Origin of the sequence: Kitasatospora fiedleri, from assembly GCF_948472415.1 — a bacterium.
Taxonomy (GTDB): Bacteria; Actinomycetota; Actinomycetes; order Streptomycetales; family Streptomycetaceae; genus Kitasatospora; species Kitasatospora fiedleri.
Genome location: NZ_OX419519.1, coordinates 3,304,223 through 3,330,446, shown reverse-complemented (window position 1 = coordinate 3,330,446; position 26,224 = coordinate 3,304,223). Strand labels below are relative to the sequence as shown.

General features: G+C 74.3%; 29 protein-coding genes. 16 read left to right on the top strand and 13 right to left on the bottom strand.

Annotation, left to right across the window (positions count from 1 at the left end; all coding sequences use genetic code 11):
- Positions 1-109 precede the first annotated feature (109 nt).
- From QMQ26_RS15370 to QMQ26_RS15360, 3 genes are all read left to right on the top strand, one after another.
- The gene (locus tag QMQ26_RS15370) at positions 110-175 is read left to right on the top strand and encodes a 30S ribosomal protein bS22 (RefSeq protein ID WP_435842771.1); all 66 of its coding nucleotides are present in this window, start codon (positions 110-112) and stop codon (positions 173-175) included.
- A gap of 147 nt (positions 176-322) precedes the next feature.
- Positions 323-1,378, top strand: a complete 1,056-nt coding sequence (locus tag QMQ26_RS15365) for an NAD-dependent epimerase/dehydratase family protein (RefSeq protein WP_100837717.1) — start codon at positions 323-325, stop codon at positions 1,376-1,378.
- Complete coding sequence (locus QMQ26_RS15360) at positions 1,375-2,379, top strand: lysophospholipid acyltransferase family protein (RefSeq protein WP_100837718.1); 1,005 nt, start codon at positions 1,375-1,377, stop codon at positions 2,377-2,379. Before QMQ26_RS15365 ends, QMQ26_RS15360 begins: the two co-directional genes overlap by 4 nt.
- 61 nt (positions 2,380-2,440) lie before the next feature.
- Here the strand turns inward: QMQ26_RS15360 and QMQ26_RS15355 are convergent, their stop codons facing one another.
- The 3 genes from QMQ26_RS15355 to QMQ26_RS15345 all read right to left on the bottom strand — a co-directional run bounded on the left by QMQ26_RS15355 (position 2,441) and on the right by QMQ26_RS15345 (position 6,279).
- A complete protein-coding gene (locus tag QMQ26_RS15355; protein ID WP_282206024.1) occupies positions 2,441-3,649 on the bottom strand; it encodes a DUF5667 domain-containing protein in 1,209 nt (402 codons plus the stop codon).
- Positions 3,650-3,952: 303 nt separating this feature from the next.
- Entirely contained in the window at positions 3,953-4,828 is an 876-nt protein-coding gene (locus QMQ26_RS15350) for an ECF subfamily RNA polymerase sigma factor, BldN family (protein ID WP_404814127.1), read from the bottom strand.
- Between the two features lie 518 nt (positions 4,829-5,346).
- The gene (locus QMQ26_RS15345; RefSeq protein WP_100837721.1) at positions 5,347-6,279 is read right to left on the bottom strand and encodes an HAD family hydrolase; all 933 of its coding nucleotides are present in this window, start codon (positions 6,277-6,279) and stop codon (positions 5,347-5,349) included.
- Positions 6,280-6,374: 95 nt separating this feature from the next.
- Between QMQ26_RS15345 and QMQ26_RS15340 the strand changes: the two genes are divergently transcribed.
- The 7 genes from QMQ26_RS15340 to hemB all read left to right on the top strand — a co-directional run bounded on the left by QMQ26_RS15340 (position 6,375) and on the right by hemB (position 13,710).
- Positions 6,375-6,647, top strand: a complete 273-nt coding sequence (locus QMQ26_RS15340) for a glutaredoxin family protein (RefSeq protein ID WP_100838637.1) — start codon at positions 6,375-6,377, stop codon at positions 6,645-6,647.
- A gap of 158 nt (positions 6,648-6,805) precedes the next feature.
- Positions 6,806-7,489 carry a 3'-5' exonuclease gene (locus QMQ26_RS15335; protein WP_100837722.1) on the top strand — a complete coding sequence of 228 codons (684 nt, stop codon included), beginning with the start codon at positions 6,806-6,808 and terminating at the stop codon, positions 7,487-7,489.
- A 107-nt stretch (positions 7,490-7,596) separates the two neighbouring features.
- Positions 7,597-8,454: a redox-sensing transcriptional repressor Rex gene (locus tag QMQ26_RS15330; protein WP_100838638.1), complete on the top strand. Its 858-nt coding sequence runs from the start codon at positions 7,597-7,599 to the stop codon at positions 8,452-8,454.
- Positions 8,455-8,485: 31 nt separating this feature from the next.
- On the top strand, positions 8,486-10,030 hold the full coding sequence (locus tag QMQ26_RS15325) for a glutamyl-tRNA reductase (protein WP_282206022.1): 1,545 nt from the start codon (positions 8,486-8,488) through the stop codon (positions 10,028-10,030).
- Positions 10,031-10,071: 41 nt separating this feature from the next.
- Positions 10,072-11,046, top strand: coding sequence for a hydroxymethylbilane synthase (gene hemC, locus QMQ26_RS15320; RefSeq protein WP_100838639.1), 975 nt, complete (start codon positions 10,072-10,074; stop codon positions 11,044-11,046).
- Complete coding sequence (locus QMQ26_RS15315) at positions 11,043-12,662, top strand: bifunctional uroporphyrinogen-III C-methyltransferase/uroporphyrinogen-III synthase (protein ID WP_100837724.1); 1,620 nt, start codon at positions 11,043-11,045, stop codon at positions 12,660-12,662. The genes hemC and QMQ26_RS15315 overlap by 4 nt, the downstream gene beginning before the upstream one ends.
- 121 nt (positions 12,663-12,783) lie before the next feature.
- Positions 12,784-13,710, top strand: coding sequence for a porphobilinogen synthase (gene hemB / locus QMQ26_RS15310; RefSeq protein WP_404814181.1), 927 nt, complete (start codon positions 12,784-12,786; stop codon positions 13,708-13,710).
- 41 nt (positions 13,711-13,751) lie between these two features.
- On the opposite strand, the gene QMQ26_RS15305 is transcribed toward hemB, so the two are convergent.
- The 4 genes from QMQ26_RS15305 to QMQ26_RS15290 all read right to left on the bottom strand — a co-directional run bounded on the left by QMQ26_RS15305 (position 13,752) and on the right by QMQ26_RS15290 (position 15,766).
- The gene (locus QMQ26_RS15305) at positions 13,752-14,315 is read right to left on the bottom strand and encodes a hypothetical protein (protein ID WP_282206021.1); all 564 of its coding nucleotides are present in this window, start codon (positions 14,313-14,315) and stop codon (positions 13,752-13,754) included.
- A 152-nt stretch (positions 14,316-14,467) separates the two neighbouring features.
- A complete protein-coding gene (locus tag QMQ26_RS15300; RefSeq protein WP_100837727.1) occupies positions 14,468-14,725 on the bottom strand; it encodes a hypothetical protein in 258 nt (85 codons plus the stop codon).
- Between the two features lie 203 nt (positions 14,726-14,928).
- Positions 14,929-15,273 (bottom strand): rodlet layer protein, encoded by a 345-nt coding sequence (locus tag QMQ26_RS15295; protein ID WP_100837728.1) that lies wholly within the window; start codon positions 15,271-15,273, stop codon positions 14,929-14,931.
- Positions 15,274-15,421: 148 nt separating this feature from the next.
- The gene (locus QMQ26_RS15290; RefSeq protein ID WP_100837729.1) at positions 15,422-15,766 is read right to left on the bottom strand and encodes a rodlet layer protein; all 345 of its coding nucleotides are present in this window, start codon (positions 15,764-15,766) and stop codon (positions 15,422-15,424) included.
- A gap of 277 nt (positions 15,767-16,043) precedes the next feature.
- Here QMQ26_RS15290 and QMQ26_RS15285 point away from each other — a divergent pair, with 277 nt between their 5' ends.
- Complete coding sequence (locus QMQ26_RS15285) at positions 16,044-16,751, top strand: hypothetical protein (RefSeq protein ID WP_282206020.1); 708 nt, start codon at positions 16,044-16,046, stop codon at positions 16,749-16,751.
- A gap of 59 nt (positions 16,752-16,810) precedes the next feature.
- Here QMQ26_RS15285 and QMQ26_RS15280 read toward each other — a convergent pair whose 3' ends face one another.
- From QMQ26_RS15280 to QMQ26_RS15270, 3 genes are all read right to left on the bottom strand, one after another.
- The gene (locus QMQ26_RS15280) at positions 16,811-17,194 is read right to left on the bottom strand and encodes a hypothetical protein (protein ID WP_100837731.1); all 384 of its coding nucleotides are present in this window, start codon (positions 17,192-17,194) and stop codon (positions 16,811-16,813) included.
- A gap of 109 nt (positions 17,195-17,303) precedes the next feature.
- Positions 17,304-17,597, bottom strand: coding sequence for a chaplin (locus QMQ26_RS15275; RefSeq protein WP_111555981.1), 294 nt, complete (start codon positions 17,595-17,597; stop codon positions 17,304-17,306).
- A gap of 88 nt (positions 17,598-17,685) precedes the next feature.
- Positions 17,686-17,928, bottom strand: a complete 243-nt coding sequence (locus tag QMQ26_RS15270) for a chaplin (protein WP_100837733.1) — start codon at positions 17,926-17,928, stop codon at positions 17,686-17,688.
- 446 nt (positions 17,929-18,374) lie between these two features.
- On the opposite strand from QMQ26_RS15270, the gene QMQ26_RS15265 reads away from it, so the two are divergent.
- Complete coding sequence (locus QMQ26_RS15265; RefSeq protein WP_030457840.1) at positions 18,375-18,614, top strand: chaplin; 240 nt, start codon at positions 18,375-18,377, stop codon at positions 18,612-18,614.
- Positions 18,615-18,925: 311 nt separating this feature from the next.
- Positions 18,926-20,581: an RICIN domain-containing protein gene (locus tag QMQ26_RS15260; RefSeq protein ID WP_282206019.1), complete on the top strand. Its 1,656-nt coding sequence runs from the start codon at positions 18,926-18,928 to the stop codon at positions 20,579-20,581.
- A 43-nt stretch (positions 20,582-20,624) separates the two neighbouring features.
- On the opposite strand, the gene QMQ26_RS15255 is transcribed toward QMQ26_RS15260, so the two are convergent.
- The gene (locus tag QMQ26_RS15255) at positions 20,625-21,203 is read right to left on the bottom strand and encodes a DUF4291 domain-containing protein (RefSeq protein ID WP_282206018.1); all 579 of its coding nucleotides are present in this window, start codon (positions 21,201-21,203) and stop codon (positions 20,625-20,627) included.
- Positions 21,204-21,315: 112 nt separating this feature from the next.
- Between QMQ26_RS15255 and QMQ26_RS15250 the strand changes: the two genes are divergently transcribed.
- The gene (locus QMQ26_RS15250) at positions 21,316-22,275 is read left to right on the top strand and encodes an N-acetylglucosamine kinase (RefSeq protein ID WP_282206017.1); all 960 of its coding nucleotides are present in this window, start codon (positions 21,316-21,318) and stop codon (positions 22,273-22,275) included.
- A gap of 62 nt (positions 22,276-22,337) precedes the next feature.
- Here the strand turns inward: QMQ26_RS15250 and QMQ26_RS15245 are convergent, their stop codons facing one another.
- On the bottom strand, positions 22,338-22,832 hold the full coding sequence (locus QMQ26_RS15245; RefSeq protein WP_100837735.1) for an ATP-binding protein: 495 nt from the start codon (positions 22,830-22,832) through the stop codon (positions 22,338-22,340).
- Between the two features lie 167 nt (positions 22,833-22,999).
- On the opposite strand from QMQ26_RS15245, the gene QMQ26_RS15240 reads away from it, so the two are divergent.
- Positions 23,000-23,758: a GntR family transcriptional regulator gene (locus tag QMQ26_RS15240; protein WP_282206016.1), complete on the top strand. Its 759-nt coding sequence runs from the start codon at positions 23,000-23,002 to the stop codon at positions 23,756-23,758.
- A 262-nt stretch (positions 23,759-24,020) separates the two neighbouring features.
- Here QMQ26_RS15240 and QMQ26_RS15235 read toward each other — a convergent pair whose 3' ends face one another.
- Positions 24,021-24,617, bottom strand: coding sequence for a hypothetical protein (locus QMQ26_RS15235; protein ID WP_282206015.1), 597 nt, complete (start codon positions 24,615-24,617; stop codon positions 24,021-24,023).
- Positions 24,618-24,875: 258 nt separating this feature from the next.
- Between QMQ26_RS15235 and hemL the strand changes: the two genes are divergently transcribed.
- Entirely contained in the window at positions 24,876-26,216 is a 1,341-nt protein-coding gene (hemL, locus tag QMQ26_RS15230) for a glutamate-1-semialdehyde 2,1-aminomutase (protein ID WP_100837738.1), read from the top strand.
- Positions 26,217-26,224: the final 8 nt, after the last annotated feature.

The window sequence follows — 26,224 nt, the reverse complement described above, 5'->3', positions numbered from 1 at the left end:
TAGGCTAGGGCCTCCGTCAGTCGTATGGACTCCCGTTCTCTCACGGGCGCGGGTCCGAGTGAGCGAGGAATGTTCCGTGGGCTCTGTCATCAAGAAGCGTCGCAAGCGTATGGCCAAGAAGAAGCACCGCAAGCTTCTGAAGCGCACTCGCGTGCAGCGTCGCAACAAGAAGTAACACCGCCTGCGGTCGCCTCGCGTCGCCAGGTTTCCGTCCTGCCCGTCCCGGATTGATTTCCGGGGCGGGCAGTGGCGTTTCAGCCCGGGTGTCCTCCGCGCGGTACGGTGCAGACGCAGGGTGGGCATCCAGGGAGGTCGGGGCAGCATGGGCAAGGTCGTGCTCGTCACCGGCGTGGCGCGCCCGCTCGGCGCGCGCTTCGCCGAGCGGATCGCCGAACGGCCCGAGGTGGACCGGGTGGTCGGGGTGGACGCCGTCCCGCCGCCGCCCGGACTTCCGCTCGGCGTCCGGTACGCCCAGGTCGACCCGCGGCGCCCCGCGGTCGCCCGGGTGATCGCCGAGCACGAGGTCGACACCGTCGTGCACCTCAACGTCACCGCGCTCGGCCACGGCGGCCGGGCCGCGGTGAAGGAGAGCAACGTCATCGGCACCATGCAGCTGCTCGGCGCCTGCCAGCAGGCCCCCGGGCTGGCCCGGCTGGTGGTCAAGTCCACCACCGCCGTCTACGGCTCCGCGCCCCGCGACCCGGCCGTCTTCGGCGAGCTGACCCAGCCCAAGGCGCTGCCCCCCGACGGCTTCGCCCGGGACGCCGCCGAGGTCGAGGGCTACGTCCGCGGCTTCGCCCGCCGCCGCCCCGATGTCGCGGTCACCGTGCTGCGCTTCGCCAACATCCTCGGCCCGGACGGCGACACCCCGCTCGCCGCGTACTTCCGCCTCCCGGTGCTGCCCACCGCCTTCGGCCACGACCCCCGGCTCCAGTTCGTCCACGAGGACGACGCCCTGGAGGCGCTGCGGCTGGCCGTCCTCGGCGCACCCCCCGGCACCTACAACGTCGCCGGGGACGGCGTCCTGCTGCTCTCCCAGTGCGCCCGCCGGCTCGGCCGTCCCACCGTCCCGCTGCTGCGGCCCGCGCTCGGCCTGGTCGCCCGGCTGACCCGGCGGCTGGCCGCCCCCGCGGACCGCGCCTTCTCCCAGGAACAGCTCCAACTGCTCACCCACGGACGGGTGGTGGACACCGCCCGGCTGCGCGAACGGCTCGGCTGGAGCCCGCGCCGGACCACCCCGGAGACCTTCGCCGACTTCGCCGCGCACTGCCCGCCCGGCCCGCTGCCGCCCGAGCGGCTGACCGCCGTCACCGACCGGCTGGCCGGCCTGCTCGGCGACCACCACCCCACCGAGACCCAGGAGTTGAGGCCGCGATGACAGCCGCCCGGGAGTCCGCCGACCCGGCGGCCAAGGTCATCCCGATCGAGTCCGCCCCCAGCTGGAGCGGCCCGGAGCCGCGGCCCGCCCTCGCCGACCGGATCGCCGACGGCGTCGGCGCGGCCCTCGCCGGACAGCTCGGCGCCACCGCCACCCGGGTCCTCGGCAAGGGCTGGGAGGAGCGCGCCGCCCACGGCCTCGGCTTCCTGCGCCGCCGGCTCACCGGCGACTACGAGGTCGACGACTTCGGCTTCGACCGGGAGCTCACCGAGGAGGTCTTCCTCGCCCTGCTGCGGCCGCTCGCCGAGAAGTACTTCCGGATCGAGGTCCGCGGCACCGAGCACATCCCCGCCGAGGGCGGCGTGCTGATCGTCGCCAACCACTCCGGCACCGTCCCGCTGGACGCCCTGATGACCCAGGTCGCCGTCCACGACCACGCCGACCGCCACCTGCGGATGCTCGCCGCCGACCTGGTCTTCGTCCTCCCCGTGGTCAACGAGCTCGCCCGCAAGGCCGGGCACACCCTGGCCTGCAACGAGGACGCCCAGACCCTGCTGGAGCGCGGCGAGGTGGTCGGCGTCTGGCCCGAGGGCTTCAAGGGCATCGGCAAGCCCTTCGCCGACCGCTACAAGCTCCAGCGCTTCGGCCGCGGCGGCTTCGTCGCCTCCGCGCTGCGGGCCGGCGTCCCGATCGTGCCCTGCTCGATCGTCGGGGCCGAGGAGACCTACCCCATGATCGGCAACTTCAAGTCCCTGGCCCGCCTGCTCGGCCTGCCCTACGTCCCGATCACGCCCACCTTCCCCTGGCTCGGCCCGCTCGGCGCGATCCCGCTGCCCACCAAGTGGACCATCCAGTTCGGCGAGCCGATCCCCACCGACAGCTACCCGAAGGACGCGGCGGAGGACCCGATGCTGGTCTTCAACCTCACCGACCAGGTCCGGGAGACCATCCAGCACACGCTGTACAAGCTGCTGGTGCAGCGGCGCTCCGTCTTCGGGTGACGCACGGACCGGGGGGCGGGGGGAGCCGTCCGGCTCCCCCCGCCCCCCGGCCGCCGCGCCCTCAGTTGAGCGTCAGCCCCGGCAGCAGGCCCGGGATGAGCGGCGGGAGGGTGATGCCCGGCACCGCGCCCCCGGCGGGCGCGGACGGGGAGCCCGAGGGGGCCGCCGGGGTGGCGCCGCCGGAGGCCGCCGGGGAGCCGGTCGCGGCGGGGGAGGCCCCGGTGCCGGTCAGGCCGCCCAGCAGGTCGCCGAGCCCGCCCGAGGTGGCCGCGCCGGGCGGCGGCGTGACCCGCACGGACGGGACGGCGCCCGGCTCGTGGCCGCCGCTCGCGCCGCCGGGCGCTCCGGTGCCGGGCAGCAGCGGCTGCTGCCCCGTGCCGGTGCCGGTACCGGCGCTGCTGCCGCCGTCCCCGCCGCTCCCCGCGGTGCTCCCGCTGCCGCCGCTGCCGCCCTGGCCGGGGGTCTGCTCCAGCCGGAGCGGCGCGACGTCCTCGCTTATGTCGTCGAAGAGCTGGTCGACCTTGGTGGCCTGGCTGCTCAGCCCGGACGGGAGCTTGGACTGCAGGACCGACCAGCGCTGGTCCTCCCCGGCGAAGCCGGCGAGCTGGCGCATCGGGGTGAGCGAGCCGTTGGTGCGGTAGACGGCGCGCAGCAGGTCCCGGCCGCGCAGCGCCTCGGCGTGCATGTCGTCGAGCGCGCGGCGGACCTGGTCGACCGTGGCGGGGCTGAGCGCGGTCGGGCTGTCGGAGCGGCCGAGCAGCGACTGCGCCTCGTCGAGGCGGGTGGACGCCTGCCGGAGCAGCAGCGCGCCGCGCTCGGTGTCGTTGTCCGCCCAGTCGAGGCGCAGCCCTTCCAGGCCGCGCTTCATGCCGTACAGGGCGTCGCCGGGGAGGGCGTTGGTGGAGGCGGCGGCGGCCCCGGCGAACCCGCCGACCGCGACGCCGGCGACCAGGCCGCCGATGGCCAGCCGGCGGCCCCAGCGGGTGCGCTGGGCGCGTCGGCCGCGCTGGGCGGGGAGGACCGCGGTGGGGGCGCCACCGGCCCACTCCTGCTCGAACGCGGCCATCAGCTGGGCGCGTTGGACCGTCCGCGTCTCGGCGCTGAGCTCGGGGGCGGGGACCGCACCGAGCGCGTCGGCCATCGCGAGGAGCTCGGTCATGGCGGCGGAGCCTGCCCGGTGCGAGCCGCTGCTCCGGTGGTCACTCTGGTGGGCCTCCAGCGCCTCGGCGAAGGACTTCGCCCGCCGGTGCTCCAGCACGTTTGCCGTCACGGGCCACACCTCCCTTCGTCGTTTTCGACACCGTGGCCCGCCGGTTGGTTGTCCCGACAGGCCGAAACCACACCATCGGGTGACAGTTCGAGTTCCCACTTGACCGCGGGCCCGGTGGCGGATTGCACGCTGGCCAACGAGCGGTGTCCGGAGTCGGTTACGCACGACCCCCCTGGCGTATTAAGCAGAGCAGATGACCGCCGCTTCACCCGGACGTGCCTGTGCCCGAAGCGGGTTGACGGTCCGTCGGGCGCCGGAGGGCGCGGCGACGGTCTGTGGGCTATCGCGTCCACGGTCGGCGGGTCACCTGGCGTCCGGCGGCAGCAGGCGGGCCAGCGTGCGCACCGCGCGGTACTGCAGCGTCTTGATGGCGCCCTCGTTCTTGCCCATGATCCGGGCCGTCTCGGCGACCGACAGGCCCTGCAGGAAGCGCAGCGTGACGCACTCCTGCTGTTGCGGGTTGAGCCGGCGCACCGCGTCCAGCAGGGCGGCGTTGGAGAGCGACTCCAGCACCGACTCCTCGGGGCTGCGCTCGCACTCGTTGGAGTCGAGCATCTCGCCGGTGGTGACCTCCAGCCGGAACCGGCTGGACTTGAAGTGGTCGGCCACCAGGTTGCGGGCGATGGTCACCAGCCAGGCGCCGAAGTCGCGGCCCTGCCAGGTGAAGGTGCCGATCCGGCGCAGCGCGCGCAGGAAGGTCTCGCTGGTCAGGTCCTCGGCGGTGGCCCGGCTGCCGACCCGGTAGTAGATGTACCGGTACACGGTGTCGGCGTAGTGGTCGTAGAGCCGGCCGAAGGCTTCGCTCTCGCCGTTCTGGGCCCGTTCGACCAGCTCCACCACCGGGTTGTGCTCGGTGTCGTAGCCGGGCCCGGCGGGCGCGCTGCGGGAGCGGCCGCGGCTGCCGGGGGCGGGCACGGTGCGGCCGCGCGGGCCCGTGGCGGGGGCGCTGCCGGAGGTTCCGCCGCCGGCGGAGCCGGTCGTGGTCGAGCGCAGCAGCGGCGCGGCGAACGCGGCCGGGGCGGGCGCGGCGAACGCGGGGCCGGCCACCGCGGGCTGCGGGACGGCCAGTTCGAACTCGCGGATCGCGGCCCACAGCCGTTCCAGGCGCACACCGCGGCGCAGAGTGGCGGTCGGCGGGCGGGAGGTGGCTGGCGCGTCGTTCCGGACGGGTGGGTACACGGGACTCCCAGAGGCAGAACTGTGGACGGATCACCTCCGCCTGTGCGGAGAGCACGCCGCACGGACCGCCCGTCACGGGGACGCTGCGGGCGGGGTGCATCCAGGAGAGAATAACGCTTTGTGCAATGACAGCTACACCGCGTGGTCGAAGTGGTCGATTGAGGTCCACTTCTTGCGGATATTCACCTGTCGGTGACCGGAGTTGGCGCCATCCATCCGGCTCAATGTGACCACTTGTGCACGTCGGGTGACCGAACACCGGTGTGCAGGCCGGGTTTCCCCGCTATCGGCCGCCCCAACCCATGACTTTGCCCGTCTGCCGAACGATCAGTTCCGGTCAGGGCCGGACGTTCCCGAACCGCCGCCCGTCCGGGGCGGGTTCACCCCCGCTGACGTGCACGACCACCCGTCGGAGGGCGTGTCGTCGACACCGCGTTGACGCCGGGCGGCCGCGTCGTGTTGACGCCGGGCGGCGGTGCCGGGTCGACGCCGGGTGGCAGCGCCGGGTCGCCGCGGCGTCAGGCCCGCTGCCGGCGGTGCACCGCGACCGCCGCCGCGGCCGCCCCCACCAGCACGCCCAGCCCGGCCGCCGCCGGGACGCCGATCCGGGCCGCCTTCCGCCCGGTGCGGAAGTCCCGCACCCGCCAGCCCATCGCCCGGGCGTGCCGGCGCAGCTCCCCGTCCGGGTTGATCACGTACGGGTGGCCGACCAGGCTCAGCATCGGGATGTCGTTGGCGGAGTCGCTGAACGCCGCGCAGCGCGCCAGGTCCAGGTGCTCGCGGCGGGCCAGCGCCTGCACCGCGGCCGCCTTGGCCGGGCCGTGCAGCATCCCGCCGACCAGCCGGCCGGTGTACTCGCCGTCCCGGGTCTCCGCGACGGTGCCGAGCGCGCCGGTCATGCCCAGCCGGCGCGCGATCAGCCGGGCCACCTCCTGCGGCGCGGCGGTCACCAGCCACACCCGCTGCCCGGCGTCCAGGTGCATCTGCACCAGCGCCCGGGTGCCCGGCCAGACCTTCTCGGCCAGCACCGGCTCGAAGATCTCCTCGCAGATCTGCTCCAGGTCCGCGGTGCGCTTGCCGGCCACCAGGCCGAGCGCGCTGTCCCGGGCGTCGGCGATGTGCTCCGGGTTCTCCGCGCCGCGCAGCCGGAACGCCGCCTGCTGCCAGGCGAACCGGGCCAGGTCGCGGCGGGAGAAGAAGCGCCGCCGGTACAGCCCGACCCCGAGGTAGAAGATCGCCGCGCCGCGCAGGATCGTGTTGTCGCAGTCGAAGAACGCGGCGGCCCGGACGTCCCCGGGCTCCGGCGTGTGGTCGCCCTCCGGCGCCTCGGGGGCCTTCGACGGCTCCGGCGCCAGCTGGGCGCTGGCGGCGTCGGCGGCGGCCTCGGCCGCCAGGGCGGTCCGGTCGTCGGTGGAACGCCTTGACTGGGTGAGCCTTCGTAGCGCGGCCATGCGACGAGCATAGTCAGCGCGGCCGTCCGGGCCCGTGTCCGAGGAGTGCCCGAGCAGTGAACGGGCGGCGGCGCGACGAGCGGCACAATGAACCGGTGAGCCTGCTGCGACGCGCGAGGAAGAACCCCGCCGACACCACCGTCACCCTGATCGGCAAGCCCGGCTGCCACCTCTGCGAGGACGCCCGCGCGGTGATCCTCAGGGTCACCGCCGAGCTGGGCGCGTCCTTCGAGGAGAAGGACGTCCTCCAGGACCCGGCCCTGTACGAGCAGTACGCCGAGCAGATCCCGGTCACCCTGGTCGACGGCCGCCAGCACGACTTCTGGCGGGTCGACGAGGCCCGGCTCCGCAAGGCGCTGGGCGCCTAGCCCGCCGCCCGGCCCCTTCGCGCCCCCTCGCCCGCCCCTCCTGGGGCACCGGTGCTTCGTGAACGTTCGATGAAGATCGGCCTAGGAGTTCCTTCACTTCTCGGCTTACGATCGAACGGTTTCCGTGTCCGCCGGGGGCCGTGCAAGAGGAGGGCGCGATGAACGGCTATGCCGTCGTCGACGTCGAGGCCACCGGTCGTAGCCCCTGGCGCCACCGGGTGGTCGAGGTCGCCGTGGTGCAGCTGGACGCCGCGCTGCGCACCGAGCGGGAGTTCGCCACCCTGCTCGACCCGGCCGGTCCGGTCGGGCCGACGCACGTGCACGGGATAGCGCAGGACGACGTCGAGGGCGCGCCGAAGTTCCGGCAGATCGCGCCGCGGCTGCTGGAGCTGCTGGCCGGCCGGGTGCTGGTGGGCCACCACGTGACCTGCGACCGGGCGTTCCTGGAGCGCGAGTTCGCCCGGATCGGGGTGGCGCTGCCGCCGGTGCCGCTGCTGTGCACGATGCGCATCGCCCGCCGGATGCTGCCGGAGGCGGGCGGGTTCGGCCTGTCCGCGTGCGTGGAGGCGGCCGGGCTGGGCTGGTTCCCGGCGCACACCGCGCTGGGCGACGCGCGGGCGACGGTCGAGCTGCTGCGGCACTGCCGCCGGACGGGCTGCGCGGACGTCCGGCTGCCGGCCGCCCCCGCCGGGCCCGCGGTGCCGTGGCCGCGGCTGGGTCCGGCCGGCTCGGCGCGCTCCCGGGCGGAGGCCCCGCTGCTGCGCCGGGTGGCGCCGCTGGGCCCGTGGCCGGCCGGGGTGGAGGGCCCGCGGGCGCTGATCGGTTCGGCGGGTGACGAGTGATGCGTGTCACTGTTCGGGGACAAATCGGACACCATCTTTGTGCACACGTTCACAAACGCATAGCCTGGCGGTCCAAGCCCAGCTTCACCCACAGGAGCAACGTGGCAATCGGCCGACCCTCACCCAGCAGTTCGCAGACGCCCGACCAGGGCGCCGCGCGCAGGCCCTCGCGTGCGCGGGGCATCCCGGAGGCGACCGTGGCCCGCCTCCCGCTCTACCTGCGGGCCCTGACCGCGCTCTCCGAGCGCTCGGTCCCGACCGTCTCCTCCGAGGAGCTGGCCGCCGCCGCCGGGGTGAACTCGGCGAAGCTCCGCAAGGACTTCTCCTACCTGGGCTCCTACGGCACCCGCGGCGTCGGCTACGACGTGGAGTACCTCGTCTACCAGATCTCCCGCGAGCTGGGCCTCACCCAGGACTGGCCGGTCGTCATCGTCGGCATCGGCAACCTGGGCCACGCCCTCGCCAACTACGGCGGTTTCGCCTCCCGCGGGTTCCGGGTGGCCGCCCTGCTGGACGCCGACCCGCACGTGGTCGGCAGCACCGCCGCGGGCCTGCCCGTGCGGCACATGGACGAGCTGGAGGAGATCGTCGCCACCCAGCAGGTCTCCATCGGCGTGATCACCACCCCGCCCGGCGCCGCCCAGCAGGTCTGCGACCGGCTGGTGGAGGCCGGCGTGACCAGCATCCTGAACTTCGCCCCGACCGTGCTGACCGTGCCGGACGGGGTGGACGTGCGCAAGGTCGACCTGTCGATAGAGCTGCAGATCCTCGCCTTCCACGAGCAGCGCAAGGCCGGCGACGAGCCGTCCGCGGGCGACTCGGTGCTCGACCGCGCCCCCGGTCCGGTCCGGGCCGCGGCCGCCAAGCTGCGCCGGGCCGCCGGCGGCAAGGCCGAGCAGGCCAAGGGCGCCCCCGCCGCCAAGGGCGGCCCGGACGACGACCTGTCCGCGGTGATGCCGGCGTGAGCACGAACATCCGTCACGACGAGGTGGGGGCATGAGTCTTCTGGTAGTCGGTCTGAGCCACCGGACCGCGCCGGTCGGCGTGCTGGAGCGCGCGGCGCTCACCGGCGACAGCCCGACCCGGGTGCTGCACGAGGCCGCCGCCTCGGCGACCGTCGGCGAGGCCGCGCTGGTCAACACCTGCAACCGGATCGAGCTGTACGCCGACGTGGACAAGTTCCACGCGGGCGTCGCCGAGCTGTCCCAACTGCTCGCCGGGCACGGCGGCGTCGACCTCGACGAACTCACCCCCCACCTGTACGTGCACTACGAGGACCGGGCCGTCCACCACCTGTTCTCGGTGGCCTGCGGACTGGACTCGATGGTCGTCGGCGAGGGCCAGATCCTCGGCCAGCTGCGCGACGCGCTGGCCAAGGCGCAGGAGGAGCACACCGCGGGCCGCGGCCTGAACGAGCTGTTCCAGCAGGCCCTGCGGGTCGGCAAGCGGGCGCACAGCGAGACCGGCATCGACCGGGCCGGGCAGTCGCTGGTCACCTTCGGCCTGGAGCAGGTCGCCGCCGGGGCCGGCCCGGTGGCCGGCAAGCGCGCCCTGGTGGTCGGCGCGGGCTCGATGAGCTCGCTGGCCGCCGCCACCCTGGTCCGCGCCGGCGTCACCGACCTGCTGATCGCCAACCGCACCCCGGCCCGCGCCGAGCGGCTGGTGGAGATCCTCGGCGGCGCCGCCCGCACCCTGGACTTCGCGAAGGTCCCGCAGGCGCTCGCCGACGTCGACCTGGTGATCTCCTGCACCGGCGCGGCCGGCACCGTCATCGACGCCGCCGAGGTCACCGCCGCCATCGCCGTACGGCGCTCGCGAGCCGAAGGGCGCGCCGGTGTCGAAAGCGACGAGCGACAAGCGACCGACGAAGGAGGAAGTGCCGGAGCGAGGAGCGTCGACGCCGGGTCGGAGCGCCCGGAGGCGAGTCGAGAAAACACGGCCGCCCGCAGTGCCGCCTCCCCGCTGGCCTTCCTCGACCTGGCCATGCCCCGGGACGTCGACCACGCCGTGCACGAGCTGGACGGCGCCCTGCTGGTCGACCTGGAGAGCCTCTCGCACGCGCACGCCGCCACCCCCGGCGCCGGCGACGTGGACGCCGTGGCCACCATCGTCGCGGACGAGGTCACCGCCTTCGGGCAGGCCCAGCGCGCCGCCCGGATCGCCCCCACCGTGGTCGCCCTGCGCGCCATGGCCTCCGAGGTGGTCCGCGGCGAACTCGCCCGCCTCACCTCCCGGCTGCCGGACCTGGACGAGCGCTCCAGCGCGGAGATCTCGCAGACCGTCCGCCGGGTGGTCGACAAACTGCTGCACGCCCCGACCGTCAAGGTCAAGCAGCTCGCCGCCGAACCCGGCGGGGCCTCCTACGCGGAGGCCCTGCGCGAGCTGTTCGACTTGGACCCCGCGGCAGTGCACGCTGTCTCCGGCACCCCGATCGGCGCCCAGGCGGGTTCCTCGATCCCGCCGGGCGGCATCCCCGCCGCCCAGGCCGCCCTCGCCCCGCCCGCCGGAGCGACCGCCCCGCCCGCCGGAGCAACCAGATGAACACCCCGTCAGCCCCCCAGCACGACCAGGACGATCACCTCATGAATGGTCCAGAGACAGTGACGCCGCTGCGCCTCGGCACCCGCCGCAGCGCCCTCGCCATGGCCCAGTCGGGCATGGTCGCGGAGGAGGTGGCCGCGATCACCGGCCGCCGGGTGGAGCTGGTCGAGATCACCACCTACGGGGACGTCTCCCGCGAGTCGCTGGCCCAGATCGGCGGCACCGGGGTGTTCGTCTCGGCCCTGCGCGACGCCCTGCTGGAGGGCCGGATCGACCTGGCCGTCCACTCGCTCAAGGACCTGCCCACCGCCGCCCCCGCCGGGCTGCTGCTGGCCGCCGTCCCCGAGCGCGAGGACGTCCGGGACGCGCTGGTCGCCCGCGACGGCCTGGACCTGGCCGGGCTGGTCGGCGGGAGCGCCGGCCGCACCGTCCGGATCGGCACCGGCTCCCCGCGCCGGATGGCCCAGCTGAACGCCTGGGCCCGCGCCCGCGGCGCCGACCTGGAGACCGTGCCGATCCGCGGCAACGTCGACACCCGGATCGGCTACGTCGCCTCCGGCGAACTCGACGCCGTGGTGCTGGCCACCGCCGGACTCAACCGGCTCGGCCGCTCCGCCGAGATCACCGAGCACCTCGACCCCGCGCTGATGCTCCCCGCCCCCGGGCAGGGCGCGCTCGCCGTCGAGTGCGTCGACCCGACCCTGGCTGCCGTGCTGGCCCGGCTCGACCACCGCCCCACCCGGGCCGCCGTGGTCGCCGAGCGCGCCCTGCTGGCCACCCTGGAGGCGGGCTGCTCCGCCCCGGTCGCCGCACTGGCCGGCTGGACCGGCACCGAACTGCGCCTGGACGGCGTGGTCGGCACCACCGACGGCACCGAACTGCTCAAGATGTCCGCCAACGGCCCCCTCGTCCCCGACGAGACCGCCGAGGAGCAGGCCGCGGCCCTGGGCCGCGCCCTGGCCACCAGGCTGCTCGACACCGGAGCGGCCGACCTGATGGGGGAGCGCGCCCGATGACCGCCGCCGGATTCCACCCGCCCGCAGGGCGCTGCACCTTCCTCGGCGCCGGCCCCGGCGACCCCGGACTGCTCACCCTGCGCGCCGTCGACGTGCTCGGCACCGCCGACGTCCTGGTCGCCGACCCGCTGACCGCCGCCGCGGTCCGCACCCACTGCCCGAGCGGCGTCCAGGTCCTCGACCCGGCCGACGCCGGCCGGGAGCTCGCCGACCTGGCCGCCGACGCGGTCCGGGCCGGCCGCCACCTGGTCCGCACCGTCGACGGCGACCCCGGCCTGGACGGCTGCGCCGCCCAGGAGATGCTGCGCTGCGCCCAGGCCGGCGTGCCCTTCGAGGTCGTCCCCGGCGTCGCCCAGTCGGTCGGCGTGCCCGCCTACGCGGGCGTGCCGCTGCGCGGCGGCCAGGGCGCGGACGTCCGCTTCGTGGACGCCGAGGCGCTGCTGGCCGGCCAGGTCGTCGACCTGGGCTCGCCGGAGACCACCCTGGTGGTGCGCACCACCCTGGGCCAGCTGCCCGCCACCGCCAACTCCCTGGTGGCGCACGGCCGCAAGCCCGACGCGGCGCTCTCCGCGACGCTCTCCGGCACCACCACCCGGCAGCGCACCTTCACCTCCACGCTGGCCGCCATCGCCGCCGACCTGAAGGCCGCCCGGGTGCTGCCCTCGCCGGTCTCCGCCCCGGTGGACCCGGCGACCTCGGTGATAGCCGTGGTGGGCGAGCAGGTCGCCCACCGCGCCTCGCACTCGTGGTTCGAGACCAAGCCGCTGTTCGGCTGGAACGTCCTCGTCCCGCGCACCAAGGAGCAGGCCCACGGCCTGTCCGACCAGCTGCGCTCGTACGGCGCGGTGCCGCAGGAGGTGCCGACCATCGCGGTCGAGCCGCCGCGCACCCCGCAGCAGATGGAGCGGGCCATCAAGGGCCTGGTGACCGGCCGCTACGAGTGGATCGCCTTCACCTCGGTCAACGCCGTCAAGGCCGTCCGGGAGAAGTTCGAGGAGTACGGCCTGGACGCCCGGGCGTTCGCCGGGATCAAGGTCGCGGCGGTCGGCGAGACCACCGCCCAGGCGCTGGTCGACTTCGGCGTCAAGCCCGACCTGGTGCCCTCCGGCGAGCAGTCCGCGGCCGGACTGCTGGAGGACTGGCCGCCCTACGATCCGGTGTTCGACCCGATCGACCGGGTGCTGCTGCCGCGCGCCGACATCGCCACCGAGACCCTGGTGGCCGGCCTGGTCGAACTCGGCTGGGAGGTCGACGACGTGACCGCGTACCGCACGGTGCGCGCCTCGCCGCCGCCGGCCGAGACCCGGGAGGCGATCAAGGGCGGCGGCTTCGACGCGGTGCTGTTCACCTCGTCCTCGACCGTCCGGAACCTGGTCGGCATCGCCGGCAAGCCGCACAACGTGACCGTCATCGCCTGCATCGGCCCGGCCACCGCCAAGACGGCGGAGGAGCACGGCCTGCGGGTCGACGTGATGGCCCCGGCCCCGTCCGCGTCCGCGCTCGCCCAGGCGCTGGCCGACTTCGGGGCCACCCGCCGGGACGCCGCCACCGCGGCGGGCGAGCCGGTCTACCGGCCGAGCGAACGCCGCCCCGGCTCGCGCCGCAAGGCGCGCTGACCCTCCGGCGGGGGGAGGCCGCGGCCTCCCCCCGCCGCGTTCTTCCGTGACTCAGGGAGCCTTCGAAGTGTCCGCCGAATTCCCGTCCGTCCGCCCGCGCCGACTGCGCTCCACCCCGGCGATGCGCCGCCTGGTCGCCGAGACCCGGCTGCACCCGGCCGAGCTGATCCTCCCGGCGTTCGTCCGCGAGGGCATCACCGAGCCGAAGCCGATCACCTCGATGCCGGGCGTCGTCCAGCACACCCGGGACACCCTGCGCCGGGCCGCCGTCGAGGCCGCCGAGGCCGGGATCGGCGGCCTCATGCTGTTCGGCGTCCCCGAGGTGCAGGACGCGGTCGGCTCCGAGGGCACCAACCCCGAGGGCATCCTCCAGCTGGCCATCCGCGACGTGGTCTCCGAGGTCGGCGACCAGCTGGTCGTGATGTCCGACCTGTGCCTGGACGAGTACACCGACCACGGCCACTGCGGCGTGCTCGCCGAGGACGGCTCGGTCGACAACGACGCCACCCTGGAGCGCTACGCCGAGATGGCCGTGGTCCAGGCCGACGCGGGCGTCCACCTGGTCGGCCCGTCCGGGATGATGGACGGTCAGGTCGCGGTGATCCGCCGGGCGCTGGACGCGGCCGGCCACCGGGACACCGGCATCCTCGCCTACACCGCCAAGTACGCCTCGGCGTTCTTCGGGCCGTTCCGGGAGGCCGTCGGCTCCTCGCTCAAGGGCGACCGCAAGACCTACCAGCAGGACCCGGCCAACGCCCGCGAGGCGCTGCGCGAGCTGGAGCAGGACATCGCCGAGGGCGCCGACCTGGTGATGGTCAAGCCCGCCATGGCCTACCTGGACATCCTGCGCCAGGTCGCCGACGCCTCCCCGGTGCCGGTCTCCGCCTACCAGGTCTCCGGCGAGTACGCGATGGTCGAGGCCGCCGCGGCCAACGGCTGGATCGACCGCGAGCGGACCGTCCTGGAGACCCTCACCTCGATCCGCCGGGCCGGTGCCGAGCAGATCCTCACCTACTGGGCGGTCGAGGCCGCCCGGATGCTGGGCTGACCCGGCCGCGCGACTCCGGCCGCGCGCCGGGCGCGCCGGGCTCAGGCGGACTGCGGGAAGTCCTTCCGCTTGAGCTTGGCGCGCCGCCCGTCCGGGTGGTGGAAGACGATGCCCTCGGCGAGCGCGCCCGGCGCGAACCGGCTCTCCAGCCCCGCCAGGTACGCCCGCAGCCCCGCGTAGTCGCGCGGCACCCCCTCGTACACCGGCGCCTCCCGGTCGAACGGCAGGCACAGGTGTCCGTCCAGCTGGAGCGGGTTGCCCTGGATTCGCGGGCCGAGCGCCTCGCACGGGTGCTCGCCGTCCGGCCAGCCGCGCACGTCGGTGCCCCGGGCGGCGGCCAGGATCCAGCGGTCCTCGGCGGCGTCCTCGGCGGTGTCGACGTACCAGCCGTCGACGACGCCCGCCCGCTTCTGCGCGGCGCTCGGGTTGCGGCGCTTCTCCACCCGCACCAACTGCCCCGAGCGGACGGTCAGTCGGACGTTCGTGCCGTCCAGCTTCTCGGTCGCCGCGCCCTCCCCGGCGAACACCCAGGCGCACTCGGCGCGCGGGCGGTCCACCACCCGGAAGGCGCCGTCCCGCTCGAACAGCGTCGGAATCTTCTCCATGACCGCCTCCCCCTCCGCACCCGGCCCGGTCGGACCGGTCGGCCAGTCTTCCGCGCGGCGCCGGTCGGGACAACGGAGTATCGGCCCGGCACGGACGCCGAAGGGCGCGGCGGCCGTGAACGGCCGCCGCGCCCCGGGGCACTGACGCGGGGTCAGTGGATGGCGACGATGCCGCCCTCGCCGCCGCCGACGGCGGTGGAGGTGGCCCAGCCGTAGCCGCCGCCCGCGGTGAAGATGTGGGAGGTCTCGGCGAAGCCCGCCCAGTGGCCGGCGACGAAGGGCTCGTCGGCGCTGGCCACGCCTTCGTGGCCGCCGCCGACGGCGACGTGCGCGTACGCGGGGGCGGCGATACCGGCCAGCGCCAGGGCGGCGACTGAGGTGACGACGACCTTGCCCAGCTTGCTCTTCATGGGGAGGTTCCTCTCTGCGTCGGGGGAGTGGTTTCTACGGGAACACAGCGGTGCGGCTGGAGCGGCGCTGCACGCGCCCACCGGCGCTCCGATCACCCGATCGCGCCGCGGACGAACGGGTTTCCGGGAGCGGCCGGAGACATGGAACCGCCGGGCCCGCGGGATCGCTCCCCCGGACCCGGCGGTCGGTCGCGACCGGAAGGTCAGCCGATCAGGTGGCTGACGCCACCGTCGCCGCTGCCCACGGTGTTCTGGCCGACGACGCAGGTCTGGGTCGGCTTGTTGTCCAGGACGTCGGCCTCGATCGGCACCGCGACGCCGATGACGGCGACGGCGATGTTGTGCACCTCGGGGAGGCAGAGGTTCGGGTTGTCCAGGGTGTGGAAGTTCGGGCTGTGGTTGCCCGAGGTGCCGGTGGCGTTGGTGCCGCCGCTGCCCTGGATGGAGGTGGCGGCGCCGTCCGCGTCGCCGATGGCCATCGCCGGGGAGGCGATCGTGGCGAGACCGGCGGCGGCGACGCCGGCGGCGGCGAGAGCCTTCTTGATCATTGGGTTATTCCTTTTCGGATCTGATGGAGTGGAGCAGCGGACCGGCGCGTGGCTCGCGCCGGGTCCTGACCGCCGGGCCGGGGGAGCGGACCGGGCGGGTCGTGCCGCGCGGAGCGTGGGGCTCCGCGCCGGGGGCAGTGACGGTGGGTCAGCCGACCAGGTGGGAGACGCCGCCGTCGCCGCTGCCGAGGGTGCCCTGGCCGACCACGCAGGTCTGCTTGGGCTGGTTGTTGAGCGCGTCGACCTCGACCGGGACGGCCACGCCGAGCACGGCGACACCGATGTTGTGGATCTCCGGGAGGCAGATGTTCGGGTTGTCGGCGAAGTGGAAGTTCGGGCTGTGGTTGCCCCAGGTGCCGGTGGCGTTGGTGCCGCCGTTGCCCTGGATCGAGCCGGCCGAACCGTCCGCGTTGCCGATGGCGACGGCGGGGGTGGACACCGCGGCCAGCGCTGCGGCGGCCAGGCCGACGGTAGCGAAAGTCTTCTTGAGCATGGTGGAGATACCTCTCTGAAATGCTGTTCGAGGGGTGCTGCCCCGTCGTCGTCGGGATCAAAGAATGGCGGCACGGAAAGTTACGGGGTCTGCGGGAAATTCGTCATTGGCCGCCGTTTTACCCGCGTGCCGGTCGGATTGTTGACGATGCGGAGATCGGACTATTCAGCCGTTCCGGTCAACACCCGCTATCCGCGAGGGAGCTGGCTCGTTCGCCAGGGTGCCCACCGGGCACTCGAACCGATTTCCCGAACTCCCCGAACGAACGGCGAACAGCATGAAGCTCTCCAAGCGGGCGACCGGCGCCCTGCTGCTGGCGGTCGGCGCCGGCGTGGCGGCGGCGCAGGGCGTGGCCCAGGCGGCTCCGAAGACCCCGGCCGAGGTGGCCGCGATCGAGAACGCCACGGCCGGCCAGGAGGTGCCGTTCAGCATCCCGCTCAGCACGGCCGCCACCCCGCTCCCGCTGCTGCCGGACGGCGGCGGGGTCCACGGCACGATCCCGGCCTCGCCGCTGTCGGCCTCCACCGACAACGGCCAGAGCAGCACCCACCCGGTCCCGGACCAGGTGCTGCCGTCGATCGGCGGCGGCAAGGAGGGCCCCTCGCTGGCCGCTGCGCTGCCGCTGCCCGAGGCCGACCGCGGCGCCGAGCTGGGCACCCTCGGCCTGGACGCCCCGGCCGCCCCGCTCAACCTGGCCGGCCCGGCGCTGGGCCTGGGGCAGCCGGTCTCCTTCGTCGAGGGGCAGGGCGGGCAGCTCACCGACGCCGCGCTGAGCCTGGACAAGGTCGACCCGCACCTGGTGACCGCGCCGGTGCAGGCCGTCCCGGGGGCGAGCGCCTCGCTCGGCGGCGAGCAGGACCAGCTCTCGGTCACCGACTCGGTGCGGAACCTGGCCGCCACCACCACCGCCACCACCGGCGAGATGATGAACCAGGCCGACCCGGTGGGCACCCTCACCGGCGCGCTGGACCAGAGCCGGGTCTGACCCGGCGGCACGCGAACGGCCCGGGCCCCGTCGGGGGCCCGGGCCGTCGGCGTACCGGCTCAGCCCGGCAGCACGCCGAGCAGCGGGCCGGCCAGCGGGAGGTCCTTCGCGCCGCCGCCGCCGGACAGCGGGGCGGTGAGCGGGGCGGTGCCGACCGGGGCGACGCCGTTGTCGGGGACGACCGCGACGCCGTTGTTCAGCACGTCCGCGCCGGACCCGGCCCACGGGTCGAGCCGCAGCTCCTTCAGCGGGGCGACCGCGTAGCCGAGCGCACCGGTGGTGCCGCCGAGGGCCTGCTGGGCGTCGGTGTTCTGCAGGTGGGTGGTGGGCGCGGGCAGCCCGCCGAGCGGTTCGGTCTCGGCGTGCGCGGCCTGGGCGGTGACGCCGCCGAGCAGCACGGCGGCGCCGAGCGCGGCCACGGCGCCGGTGGTCTTCCGGGTCATCGGCCAATCCTTCGGGGTGAGTGGAACGGTGCTCCAGGGGAAACGCGCGCGGCCCCCGGCCACTGGGCCGAGGGGCGGTCTGCACGGGGTTGCCGATCAGCGGGGCTGGTCAGCAGTCTTCGTCGACCGGCGGCTCGTGGTGCTCGTGGTGCTCGGCCGGCAGGTCCACGTTGGCGCAGGAGTTGCCGAACGCCGGGTTCAGCAGGCCGATCACGTTGATCGAGTTGCCGCAGACGTTCACCGGGACGTGCACCGGGACCTGCACGGCGTTGCCGGAGAGCACGCCGGGGGAGTTGGCGGCGACGCCCTCGGCACCGGCCGAGGCGTTGGCCAGACCGGCGGAGCCGAGCACCAGGCCGGCCGCGGCGGCCGACAGGACGGCGGCCTTCTTCACGTTCTGCATGGGGGTTGATCTCCTAGATCACACAGGGAGTTGGTGCGCCGCACCGCACGGGACCGTGCGGTGCGGCGCGGGCGCTGCGTCAGGCAGTTCAGCCGACGTTGGCGCAGGAGTTGCCGAACGCCGGGTTCAGCAGGCCGATCACGTTCACGGTGTTGCCGCAGACGTTGACCGGGACGTGGACCGGGACCTGGATCAGGTTGCCGGAGAGCACGCCGGGGGAGCCCGCGGCGACGCCCTCGGCACCGGCCGAGGCGTTGGCCAGACCGGCCGAGCCGAGGACCATACCGGCGGCGGCGACGGACAGGACCGCGGCCTTCTTGAAGTTGCGCATAGCTTTCTTCCTCACGTTCTGCCCGACTGTGGATGGTCGGGTGCCGGGCGATCGCATCATCACCCGCGGTTTTCCGGATGCGCCGTGAATGTCACTCACGCGGCCCAACACCCTCGTGTCGCCCGTGGCTTGGGCGACGCGTGCCGCGTCGGGGTGCGCCGACGGCTGCCCACTCACGGCTGGGGGCGGTCGTTTGGCGGCGCGTCCAGGGCGGCACGGGGGCTGCCTGTGGAGCGGTGTTCGTGAGGAAGAACGAGCCGGCGCGGCCGGGGAAACGGGCGGATTCCCCGATCACCCGAATGCGCGGATTAGGCCGAGTGGGTGATTGTTCGGGGGCGTCCGCAACCGCCCCGGGGCGGCTTCGTTGGCCTGGTGCACGTCCCGTGTGCTTCCTTCGGCAGCCCCCGGCGCGGCAATTGGAAGATCTGATTTATCGAGGAGACTCAATGAGCATCAAGAAGGCCGCCGCCGTCGGCGCCGCTGTCGTGGGCATCGTCGCCGCCGGTGCGGGCTCCGCCATGGCGAGCAGCGGTGCCGAGGGTGTCGCCGCCGGTTCCCCCGGTGTCGCCTCCGGCAACGAGATCCAGGTGCCGGTGCACATCCCGGTCAACCTGTGCGGCAACTCGATCGACGTCATCGGCGCCCTGAACCCGGCGTTCGGCAACTCCTGCGCCAACGTCGGCTGACGCACGGCCCGTCGGCCGAGCCGCCGTCCACACCCTCCTGGCGGGGTGCGGGCGGCGGCTCGTCCGCTTTTCCGGGCCCGGGCCCGGGCCCGGAATGGTGCCCGGGCCAGGAACGGTGCCGGACGCGGTGCCGGACGCGGTGCCCGGCGCGGTCGCTGACGCTCCGTCATGCTGCCGCGAGTCTTGTTGTGTTACCTGTCAGTACCTAGCATGTGAGCCTGCCTCATGTTCGCCGGGCCCCCGCCCGGCCCCCGTGCTCCGCGCCGCCCGGCAGCCGCCGGGCGATCCCCCACCCTCGCAAGGAGTCATGAGTGTCCAGGACACCCCTCGGGAGGGCCGCCCGCCGCCGCCCGCCCGCGCTGCTCGCCACCGCCGCCCTGCTCGCCGCCCTCGGCCTCGGCGCCGGGCTCGGCACCGCCGACGCCAGTGCCGCGTCCGGGAACCCGGGCAAGCCCGCCGCGATCGTCGCGCTCGGCGACAGCGCGATCTCCGGCGAAGGCGCCGGCACCGACACCGGCGACGACTACGTCCCCGGCACCGACACCCCCACCAACTACTGCCACCGCTCCACCAGGTCCGAGATATTCGTGACCCAACTGCCCGGCGTCACCCCGGTCGACCTGGCCTGCTCCGGCGCGCAGACCGGCGACCTGGTCAGCGACCCGGAGCTGGCGAAGATCACCGGCCCCGGCAGCGGCGACTTCGGCGAACCCAAGCAGGACGTCCAACTCGCCGCCACCGCACGCCAGTACGACGTCAAGATGGTGGTCGTCACGATCGGCGCGAACGACGACTTCGAGTTCGCGAACATCATGATGGACTGCCTCGCCCAGTACTTCCCGATCCCGCAGTCCCAGGGCTGCCGGGACACCATCGGCAGCGCCGAGATCACCCGCCGCGCCGCCGGCGTCAAGCCCAAGGTGACCGCCGCGCTCACCAGCGTCCGCACCACGATGCGGGCGGCCGGCTACCCGGACGACTCCTACCAACTGGTCTACCAGTCGTACTTCAACCCGATCACCCCCGACATCCGGCGCAACGACTACGCCGGCAAGGTCGCCGACGGCTGCCCGGCCTTCCCCGAGGACCTCGCCTGGGGCCACAACTGGGTGGTCCCCACCCTCAGCGATGCCCTGCGCGAAGCCGCCGCCGGCGTCCCCGGCGTGCGCTACCTCGACCAGCGCCGGGTCGCCTTCGGCCACGAGGTCTGCGCCGAGTGGACCAGCTCGCCGTACGAGTACACCAACGGCGACGTGATCGACCTGTCCGAGAAGACCCGCAACGGCTGCGACAGCCCGATCTCCATCCCCGGCCTGTGCATGAACAACGTCCGCCAGTCGTACCACCTGCGGGTCGCCGGGTACGCCGCCGAGGCCGCCTGCCTGCGGCAGTTCTACCAGCAGGCCGCGCTCGGCCAGGCGTTCTGCTCGCTCAACCAGCAGAACACCACCTCGATCACCCCGCTCACCCCCGGCAAGCCGTTCCCCGACACCCCCGAGGACGGCGCCTGGTACCAGCTCACCAACCAGTCCGACGGCCGGGCGCTCGACCTGTCCGGCGGCGGCAGCTACGGCGACTCCACCAACGGCCGCACCGCCATCACCTATCCGGCCACCGGCGGGCTCAACCAGTCCTTCGTGTTCGAGGTCAAGGCCGGCGGCTCCTACGAACTCGACTTCAGCGGCAACCGCGACATGTGCCTCGACGTGGCCGGCGCCTCCACCGCGCCCGGCGCCAAGATCGAGCAGTGGCGCTGCAACGGCGGCGGCAACCAGCACTGGCTGCTCCAGCCGGTCGGCGACGGCAGCTACAAGCTCGCCGACTCCCAGGACCCGACCAAGCTCGCCACCGCCACCCCCCAGACCGACGCCCAGGGCAACCACCTGGTCCAGCTCGCCGCCGACAACGGCTCCGCCGCCCAGCACTGGCAGCTCACCAAGCTCGGCATCGTCTACCTGCACGGCTGACGGCCCCTCAGCGGGCCCCGTAGCAGGCCCCTCAGCAAGCCCCTCAGGGCATGCCCAGCCGGACGGCCGTACCCGGAGCCACCGGGTACGGCCGCTCCGGCGGCAGCAGCCCCGCGTCCCGCGTCGCGTGCAACTCCCGGACCAGCGGCGTCAGGTCCTCGATCCGCACCAGCCACTCCCCGACGTAGCGCCGCACCAGCTCCCCGCCCAGCCCGAGCTGGAGCGAGCGGTGGTCCAGCGGCCGCAGGCGCAGGTCCCGCTCCGGGTCCCACTGCACCCGGGCCGCGCCGCGCCGCAGCTCCCGCTGCCACTGCGCCTTCGAGGCGTGCACCCCGCGCCGGTACGAGCTCAGCACCGCTGCCGCCAGCGCGGCGTCGAACCCCTCCCGGCGGATCACCACCCCCAGCACCCGCTCCTGGCCCCCGGCGCGGGCCCAGTCGCTGCGGTGCAGCAGCCAGCGGAACGACGGCTTCACCCACGTCATCCGCCCGGTGTCGAACGTCGCCGGGAACCGCCCCGCGGCGGCGGCGGGTTCCGCGATCTCCGGCCGGAACGCCTGGTAGACCGTCACCGTCTCCTCGTCGTAGCAGGCCCTGACCTGCCTCTTCGGTATCTCTCCCACCCCGCCATCCTGGCCGCCGGGTCAACTGGATTACCCGCCCCCCGGGGGACCGGGAACGCGGCCGGGCCGCAGGTGGGAGCATGTGAGCCGTCGATCTGCCTGGAGGTGCGCGGTGGCCGGTGCGCGGCTGGTGTTGGGGTTGGACGTCGGGGGCACCAGCACCCGGGTGCTGGTCGCCGACCTGGACGGGCGGGTGCTGGGGGCCGCCCGCGGGGCCGGGGGGAACCCGGTCGCGCACGGGGCGGAGGCCGCGGCGAAGGAGATCGGTGACACCGTGCGGGCCGCGCTGGCCGGGCTGGACCCGGGGCGGGTGGCGGCGGGGGTGCTCGGGCTGGCGGGCGGCCTGGTGGCGCGGCCCGCGTTCGGCGGACTGTGGGACGCGCTCGGGCTGGGCGCGCACCCCGTGCTGGTCAGCGACGTCCTGCTGGCGCACGCCGCGGGCACCTCCGCGCCGGACGGGAACGTGGTGCTCAGCGGGACGGGCGGGATGGCCGCCGAGATCCGCGGCCACGAGCTGACCCGCACCGCGGACGGCCACGGCTGGCTGCTGGGCGACCGGGGCTCGGGCGTCTGGCTCGGCCGCGAGGCCGTCTCCGCCACCCTGACCGCCCTCGACCGGGACGAGCCGCTCACCGGCCTGGCCGCGGCGGTCGCCGGGGCGCTGACCGGCCCGGACGGCTCGGGCGGCTCGGGCGACGACCTCCGCTCGGCGCTGATCACCGCCGTCCACGGGCAGGCCCCGACCCGGCTGGCCCGGCTCGCCCCCGTCGTCCTGGAGCGGGCCGGGGCGGGCGACCCGACGGCCCTCACCCTGGTCGCCCGGGCCGCCGACCACCTGCTCGACACGCTCGGCCTGCTCCGCGCCCGCGGTTGCGCCCTCCCGATCGTGCTGGCCGGCGGGCTGCTCAGCACCCCGACCCCGCTGGCCGCCCGGCTCCGCCCGCTGCTCGCCGCCCGCTGGCCGGACGCCCCGCTCCGCCCCGCCGGGAACGGCGCGGGCGCGGCGGCCTGGCTGGCGGCGCGGTCACTGGGCCGCGGCACCGAGGAGCTGCACCGCGCGCTGACGGCCTGACGCCGCGTCCACCGGGCTTACCGGGCTTACCGGGCTCGCCGGGTTCACCGCGTCCACCGGGTTCACTGGCAGGTCATCGCCCAGGGCGCGATCTTGCCGGACGGCGCCGGGCGCGGCGTGCCGTCGGCGGCGCCCCCGGCCGGGCGGGAGGCCGCACCCGGGAGGGCGATCTCGGCCCAGACCCACTTGCCGCCGCGCTTGCGCACCACCCCGTGGGCGAGGGCGAGTTCGGCGATCAGCAGCAGGCCGCGGCCGGACTCCTCGTCGTCGGCGGGGCGGCCGGCGGCGAGGCCGGGGAGGACGGGGGAGGAGTCGTAGACCTCTATGACGGCGCGGTGGTGCAGCGGGTCGGCGTGCACGCCGACGGTGACGGCGGGGCCGGTGGCGTGGCGGACGGCGTTGCCGAGGAGTTCGGAGGTGACGAGGTCGAGGGTGAAGCGGGTGTCCTCGTCGAGCGGGGTGTTCCAGGTGGTGAGGAGGTCGCGGACCCGGCGGCGTCCGGCGGCGACGGTGGCGGGCTCGCGGGGCAGTGAGAACCATCGACGGTGGACGGACATGGCGGGCTCCTCACGCGGTTTCGCCCGATGGGCGGAGACTCGGCAGCCGATATGAGGGTATGTCAGATCCCAACATCTCTAGACAAGCTGAAATCTCTAGAGATGTCAATGCGTCAGGGTCTCGGCCCTGCGTAGGATGTCTAGAGAGGGGAAGGAAGTCCGCCGCCATGAACAGTCACCCGCGCGTCACGCAGCCCAAGTACCAGCGGATCGCCGAGGACCTCAAGCGCGAGATCGACACCGGCCGCTACCGTCCCGGCGACCGGCTCCCCGGCGAGAACGACCTGATGGCGACGTACGGCGTGGCCAGGATGACGGCCCGTCAGGCGCTCGGGGTGCTCCAGGGCGAGGGGATAGCGGAGGCCCGCCGCGGCGTCGGCGTCTTCGTCCGGGAGTTCCGGCCGATAAGGCGGCGCGGCATCCAGCGGCTGTCCGGCCGCACCTGGGGCGGCGGCGCCTCGGTCTGGTCGGCGGACATAGCGGCCCGCGAACTGACGGTGGACCAGCTGAGCGTCACCGAGCGGGAGGCGCCCGAGCAGATCGCCGCCGTGCTCGGCCTCAAGGGCGGCGAACCGGCCTGCGTGCGCAGCCGCCGCTTCGTCCTGGACGGCAAGCCGGTGCTGGTCTCCGACTCCTACCTCCCCGCCGCCCTGGTCGCCGGCACCCGGATCACCGACCCGGACACCGGCCCCGGCGGCACCTACGCCCGGCTCGCCGAACTCGGCCACAAGCCGGTGCACTTCCAGGAGCAGATCCGCTCCCGAATGCCCGCCGGCGACGAGGCCGAACGCCTGGCCCTGGCCCCCGGCACCCCCGTCTTCCTGGTGCACCGGATCGCCTTCGCCGAGGACGGCCAGGCGGTGGAGGTCAACGAGATGGTGCTCGACTCGGCCTCCTACATCCTGGAGTACGACTTCGACGCCTGAACGGCCCGCCCGCCGCCGCCGGTGGAAAACCCGAACAGTTGTCCACAGGTCTGTGGAAAACCACCGCGCCCGTCCACCGGTCCGCTGCGGCGCCCGGCAGCACCGGTCGAACGGTGGCGGTCCGGCGGTGCGGCATCGGGAAGGCCCGACTGCGGCTGACCGCAACGGAGTTCAGCTCCCTGGAGCGCCCGGCCCGGCCGCCCGGGCCCGCCGCGTCATCGGGACGGTGCGCGGCGTCGGCCACCGGCCGGTGCCCCGAGGGTCAGGGCCAGACCAGGCAGTAGAGCTGGTGCCCGGCCTCGTGCAGGCGGCTGGCGAAGTCCTGCCACTCGTGCAGCATCTGGTAGATGACGAAGGCGTCCCGCGGGCCGCGGCGGTCGGGGACGGTGGACCAGATGAAGGCGGCGGCGCCGAGCTCGGTCTCGTCGGCCTTGCGGAGCGGTTCCACGACGGTGTGCGGGAGTTGGACCACCGCGTAGTCGGGGTGCAGGACGACGAGTTCGAGCGGTGGGACGTGGTGCAGCGGGACGCCCTGGATGCCGGTGAGGACCATCGCGCTCATGGTCTCCGGCTTGATCTTGGTGGAGAGGTGGCCGTTGACGGAGCCGCTGGTCTCCATCAGGTCGCCGAGCCGGCCGAGGGCGCCGAGCTCTCCGGCGTCGAGCCCGAGGCCGCCGGGGCCGAGGGCGGTGGGAACCCTGGCGGCGGTCGCCCGGTCCGGAGCGCCGAAGTACTTGTAGGTGACCCCCACTCTGCCCTCGCCCCTCCTTCCCCTGCCGGTACCCGTACCCCCGCCGGTCTCGCCGGGCCTGCGGCCGTGGCCCGCGCCCTCGTCGAAACCGTCCTGCCTCTCGGACACTGGACCATCCTCACCGGAACTCGCCGGAATCGACAGACCCCCGCATGCTCGGTGTCCCTCCGAACATGCCCCTTACCCGTCTGTTTGGCGTGCTACACGAGCGCGCGTCACTCGACCTTACCTTCGGCACAGCCGGTGAGGGGAGCAGCACACGGATCATCGTTCCAGATGATCGGGCCCGACATGCAGAACGCCAGGACACGATTTGAGACCATGTGCGGGTAAGGGCGGTTCCCGGCCGCTCCCAGCACCCAACGGATGAGCGAGCAGATGAGCTACCCGTACGAAGCCCCCCAGTCCCAGTCGCTGTTCGACCGCGCCCTGGCCGTCACCCCCGGCGGGGTCAACTCGCCGGTGCGGGCCTTCCGCGCGGTCGGCGGCACGCCCCGCTTCATGGTGTCCGGCACCGGCCCGTACCTGACCGACGCCGACGGCCGCGAGTACGTGGACCTGGTCTGCTCCTGGGGCCCGATGCTGCTCGGCCACGCCCACCCGGCGGTGGTCGAGGCGGTCCAGCGGGCGGTGGCCCTCGGCACCTCGTTCGGGACGCCCGGGCAGGGCGAGGTGGAGCTGGCCGAGGAGATCGTCTCCCGGATCGCCCCGGTCGAGCAGGTCCGGCTGGTCTCCAGTGGCACCGAGGCGACCATGTCGGCGATCCGGCTGGCCCGCGGCTTCACCGGCCGCGCCAAGGTGGTCAAGTTCGCCGGCTGCTACCACGGCCACGTGGACGCCCTGCTGGCCGCGGCCGGCTCCGGCGTCGCCACCTTCGGCCTGCCCGACACCCCCGGCGTGACCGGCGCCCAGGCCGGCGACACCATCGTGCTGCCGTACAACGACCTGGACGCGGTGCGCGCCGCGTTCGCCGCCCACCCCGGCGAGATCGCCTGCGTGATCACCGAGGCCTCGCCCGGCAACATGGGCGTCGTCCCGCCGCTGCCCGGCTTCAACCACGGCCTGGCCGAGCTCTGCCGGGCCGACGGCGCGCTGTTCGTCTCCGACGAGGTGATGACCGGCTTCCGGGTCTCCAAGGCCGGCTGGTACGGGCTGGAGGCCGCCCGGGAGGGCTGGGCGCCGGACCTGCTGACCTTCGGCAAGGTGATGGGCGGCGGCTTCCCCGCCGCGGCCTTCGGCGGTCGCGCCGACGTGATGGCGCACCTCGCCCCGGCCGGCCCGGTCTACCAGGCGGGCACGCTCTCCGGGAACCCGGTCGCCACCGCCGCGGGCCTGACCCAGCTGCGGCACTGCACCGACGAGGTGTACGCGAAGGTCGACGCGGTCGCCGCCGAGGTCTCCGGCCTGGTCACCGCGGCGCTCGCCAAGGAGGGCGTGGCGCACCGGCTGCAGACCGCGGGCAACATGTTCTCGGTCTTCTTCACCGAGCAGCAGGTCACGAACTACGACGAGGCGCGCGCCCAGCAGGCGTTCCGCTTCAACCCGTTCTTCCACTCGATGCTGAGCCAGGGCGTCTACCTGCCGCCGTCGGCCTTCGAGTCCTGGTTCGTCTCGGCCGCGCACGACGAGCGCGCGGTCGAGCGGATCGCCGCCGCCCTGCCCGCGGCCGCCCGCGCCGCCGCCGAGGCCACCGAGGAGCCCAAGTGACTGACCAG